The 3,489-nt window shown below is 39.2% G+C and carries 3 protein-coding genes; all 3 read right to left on the bottom strand.

The genetic code is table 11. From position 1 onward, the window contains the following. Positions 1–151 precede the first annotated feature (151 nt). Positions 152–556: an Rrf2 family transcriptional regulator gene (locus AC1DSE_RS32800; RefSeq protein ID WP_477528879.1), complete on the bottom strand. Its 405-nt coding sequence runs from the start codon at positions 554–556 to the stop codon at positions 152–154. 272 nt (positions 557–828) lie between these two features. Continuing rightward, a complete protein-coding gene (locus tag AC1DSE_RS32795) occupies positions 829–2,358 on the bottom strand; it encodes an MDR family MFS transporter (RefSeq protein ID WP_477511166.1) in 1,530 nt (509 codons plus the stop codon). 518 nt (positions 2,359–2,876) lie between these two features. Beyond that, entirely contained in the window at positions 2,877–3,302 is a 426-nt protein-coding gene (gene arsC, locus AC1DSE_RS32790; RefSeq protein ID WP_477511167.1) for an arsenate reductase (thioredoxin), read from the bottom strand. Positions 3,303–3,489 lie beyond the last annotated feature (187 nt).

Here is a 3,489-nt window from a genome sequence, read left to right as displayed (position 1 = left end):
ATTAAAGACTCATTATATCTATAATAAAGCGAAAAAAACGCTTATTATCAAGTTCAAGTCCGACATTGAAGACTCGTTATATCTATAATTATTTCAAAAAAGGATTTTATACGATGTTAATTGTACTTCTCCTTTTTCAGAAAAAATGTTCTTAACTTTCAATTTTGGTTTGTTTTTTTGCAATGTCAGCTAATTTCGTTTGTTTCAGATGTTGTTCCATCTTCTCTTCCGCTTCTTTCATTGCAGCTTGAATCAAGCATTCTTCACCATGAACAAAATCACATTCAAATAATGATGTTGTACCCTCAATAGCGTGGATAATATCCAAAAACGTAATGTCGTCCTTTTTGCGTGATAGCCGRTAACCTCCGTTTGCCCCAGAAACGGATTCAATCATCCCTGCTTTGACGAGTCTCGTTAAAATTTTGGAAAGATAAGTAGGTGAAACGTTTTGGGATTCCGCCRGCTGCTTGACGCCTATGGGCTTCAAATTAGAAGCTTCTACAAGCATGAGCATGGTGTGAAGTGCATAATTGGTTGCTTTGGAAAATTTCATGTTCTCACCTCAATTACAGACTTATTGTGTCTATAATACCTATGAAGTCGCTAATATGTCAAGTTGTGAAATATTATTATGTAATTAAGTAGTCTCTTGGTTATTACACTTTATGATTATCATTATCTAAATGTATTTGATTATATTGCTTCAAAAATGCTGCTAATTCATATAAAATAACGAATGAGCTTGACGCAAGCGTCATTAGAGATTTATTTGCCAAAGTTTAATGTACATAAGAAAAACCTCGCTACGAATAGCGAGGTTTATTTTTAATGAGATGCTGAATATTCTTCTAGCTCGGAAGCTGGATCAAACTTCTCCTTGCTCATAGCAAAGGCAGCTGAAAGAGCAATGACGGATGGAATGATGGCCCAAGCAAAAGTATGAACGAGTGACGAGGACAGTGTTTCAGTTATTTTATCAAGAATCTGAGAAGGAATGCTCTCCCTTGTCTCAGGTGTCAAAATTTTACTTGGATCACTTAGATCAATGAACTCCGACGTTTGACCGCCGCTGCCGAACGATGAAGAAAGCTTATTTGCAAATAAGTGACTTTGAATAATACCAAATACCGTAATTCCAAGCGTCATTCCCAGTTCCCGAGTGAAGCTAAGTGTAGAGCTTGCAGAGCCTCGCTGCCTAGCAGTAAATCCATGTATGGCAGAATTGCTTAGAACAGAAAACGATGAGCCGATGCCAAGACCAACTAAAATCATAAAGATTGTAACCGTAAATCGGGATGAATCGGGTGTTAAAGTAGTCAGTAGAGCCATGCCGCCCACTAGCAGAAACAACGTCGAAATCATGATGGAGCGATAACTAAACTTGGAGAGCAGAATACCGCCGCCAGCAGCGGTGACAACAGATCCGACCATCATAGGAAGCAACACGAGCCCCGAGTTTGTAGCTGAGCCTCCAAGTACCCCTTGAACGTAGATTGGGATGTAAACGGAAGCTGTTATAAATGCTGCACCGCTAAAAATAGCCATTAAATTGCTCGTGGAATAAAGCCGATTTTTGAACATGCTGAAGGTGATGATCGGTTCTTCTGCGTGGCGTTCAATAAATATAAAAGTGACCAATAATACGGCAAAAGCTAAAAACAAACCTATGATCGTGAAGGAGTCCCAATCGTATTTTTTACCTCCTAGCTCCAGCGCGAACATGAGACAAAGAATTGAAGTTACGAGCGTTATTGCGCCCATGTAGTCGATTTTTTGTTTAGAATGCTCAACAGACTCTTTGTAAAAATAAGCAATCATTACAAATGCAATGATTCCTATTGGTAAATTGATGTAGAAAATCCAGGACCAATGAACATAATCTGCAATATAAGCGCCAATTAGAGGTCCGAATATGCTGGAAATACCATACGCAGCACCAAACAATCCGCCTATCTTCCCACGTTTTTCAGGTGCGACCACATCAAACATAATTGTGAATGCAATGGGTACAAGTGCTCCGCCGCCAATACCCTGTATCGCGCGATAAATACTTAGCTGTACAATAGATTCCGCTGTACCGCATAAAGCTGAGCCGATCATGAATACGATAATTCCGAAAACAAAGAAACGCTTGCGACCATACATATCAGATAACTTACCAAATATCGGCATACCAGCCATCTCTGCGATCATATAAGCAGAAGTCACCCACATTAATTTGTCAAACCCGCCAAGGTCCCCTACGATTGTCCCCATCGCAGTTGCTAATATGGTGTTATCCATCGATGCCATCAGTGTAGCCAGCAGAAGTGCTGCAATGATTACACCTACTTTATTTCCTTTTGCCATTTCCATTGTTTCTCGTTCCCTCCACTTTGTTCAATTGACAATGTAATTGCCACTCCCTTTTTTTATCTCGACGACCGATTGTCTTGAATAAATATAATTATAGTTATAAGTATCTTGATAATCGAGATAATATTATAGTAAGAGGAGCTTCATTTTTTGTCAAGCTATCAATAACTACCGTCAGTTGAATTTTATTGGATGGGAGATATCAGATTGGATTGGAGGGTCACAAGGTTTAAGGGTCACTGTACGATTGATGTAATCACGATTAGAAAGGATGACAACATATGATTTCCTTCTTAACTTTATGTGCGTGCTTCGTTGGCGGCATTATTTATATTTTATACGCAGGAGTAGGTATCATTAGAGATGACGAAATTCAGCAAGACCAAATAATTAGCAATTTTAAATGATAAAGAAGCAAGCCCTGAGGGCTTGCTTCTTTTGTAGTATAGTTATAAATGGCACAAAAACAGTTCCTAAATCCTCGAATATATTCGAAAGAACATAATTATTACTGTTTGTTACTTCCCTTCCTTCACAAACAACTCAATACGATTTTTTATCGAATCTCGGATCTCTGCGAATGCAGTATTGATTTCTTCTTCTGTACCTGTCGCTTTTGCGGGGTCGTCGAAGCCCCAATGCCATCTTTGCGCTTTGTCGTTACTTACAACCGGACAGTTATCGTTAGCATGACCGCAAAGCGTGATGATGTAATCTGCTTGTTTTAAAATTTCAGGATCAATGACATCCGAAGTATGATTGGAGATATCGATGCCTGCTTCTTTCATGGTTTGAACCGCACGGGGATTTAAGCCATGAGCTTCTAGACCAGCACTCATCACTTCATATTTGCCGCTGCCCATTGCCTTCAAAAATCCGTCGGCGATTTGGCTTCTGCAAGAGTTTCCAGTACACAGAAAATAAACGAGTGGTTTGTAGTTCATTATTATCGGCCTCCTATATTCTCGAGTTAACTTTTACGATCTCTTCTTGAAATCTCGTTTTGCCCATTTTCGAGCTAATCCAAGCATTTATTAATATGGCGATTAGAACCAATATAGCGGTAATTACGGCAATCAGCAGCCATACATTAATGCTTGTTGAATGGATGAAATGCAGCCACATATACAA

This window comes from Paenibacillus sp. 01L418, from assembly GCF_056400045.1.
This window is presented reverse-complemented; position numbering and strand designations above follow the sequence as displayed.

What these genes read in the sequence shown, in the direction of transcription:
- arsC (WP_477511167.1), bottom strand. Translation starts at nt 3,302, where the DNA reads ATGAACTACAAACCACTCGTTTATTTTCTGTGTACTGGAAACTCTTGC.
- AC1DSE_RS32795 (WP_477511166.1), bottom strand. Translation starts at nt 2,358, where the DNA reads ATGGAAATGGCAAAAGGAAATAAAGTAGGTGTAATCATTGCAGCACTT.